This window comes from Arthrobacter sp. 9V (genome assembly GCF_902506065.1).
Lineage (GTDB): Bacteria > Actinomycetota > Actinomycetes > Actinomycetales > Micrococcaceae > Arthrobacter.
Genome location: NZ_LR732967.1, coordinates 1 through 1,031 on the forward strand (window position 1 = coordinate 1; position 1,031 = coordinate 1,031).

At 72.7% G+C, this 1,031-nt stretch carries 1 protein-coding gene and 1 pseudogene; both read left to right on the forward strand.

Annotated features, from left to right (window positions below; all coding sequences use genetic code 11):
* A pseudogene (locus BACI9J_RS22820) lies at positions 1–264 on the forward strand (ThuA domain-containing protein); the annotation flags it as partial.
* Positions 261–1,031: GAF domain-containing protein (locus BACI9J_RS22825; RefSeq protein ID WP_159736663.1), on the forward strand; the 771-nt coding region annotated here is incomplete at its 3' end. The pseudogene BACI9J_RS22820 and the gene BACI9J_RS22825, both read left to right, overlap by 4 nt.

Here is a 1,031-nt window from a genome sequence, read left to right on the forward strand (position 1 = left end):
CCCGACGAAGAGGTCTTCCTGGCGACCTTCGCGGGCGGCGAGGTGTTCCGCTCCGGCGTCGCCTACCGCCGTGGTCTCGGCCGGGTCTTCTACTTCTCGCCGGGCGACCAGGAGTACCCCGTGTACCACCACCCGGACATCCAGCGCGTGCTGTCGAACGCCGCCGCCTGGGCTGCACCGGTTTCCGAGCGCCGCGCGCTGACCGCCGACCCCCACCCGAGGGACTGGTTCCTGGCGGACGATGCGGGTAGACAGGCCGGGTGACCAACCATCTCGCCGATGCGGACCGCCGCACCGCGGTGATCGAGGCGCTCGCCATCTTGGGATCAGGACCCGAGGAGCGCTTCGACCGCATCACCCGCATGGCCCACGAGGCGTTCGACGTCCCGTTGACCTTCCTCAACCTCGTCCACCACGACCTCGTCACCACCCAGTCGACCTTCGGCTGGCACCAGGGGTCGAGCGTCCCCGCGAGCGAGCAGTTCTGCGCGACGACCGTCCTCTCCCGCGAACCGATGGTGATCCCGGATGCGTCGCTCGACGCCCGCTTCGCCGACACGGCCGCGGTGGCGGAGCACGGCATCCGGTTCTACGCCGGCGCACCACTGACCATGATCGACGGCACCCGGGTGGGCACGCTGTGCCTGATGGACGCGGTGCCGCGCACGTTCTCCCCCGAGGACGTCGCCCTGCTGCGTGACCTCGCCCGGTGGACCGAGCGGGAACTCGGCGTCGCCATCGACCTGGGACGGGTCCGTCGGGTGCTCGACGGGCTGGTGCCGGACCCGGTCGCGGTGCCGGGGTACGCCCTCGACGTCCTGGTCGCCCAGCACGACGGTGGCGGGGGTGACGTCGCCGACTGGCGCCTCGCCCCGGACGACGCCCTGCACGTCACCGTCGGCCGGGTGAGCGCCGCCGGACCGGCGTCCGGCCTGCTCGCCGCGGTGGTCCGCGGCGCCGTGGTGGCGCGGACCGGTGCCGAGGTGCAGGACACGATCGTCGGCCTGGAGGCCCAGGTCACCGCCGACCTG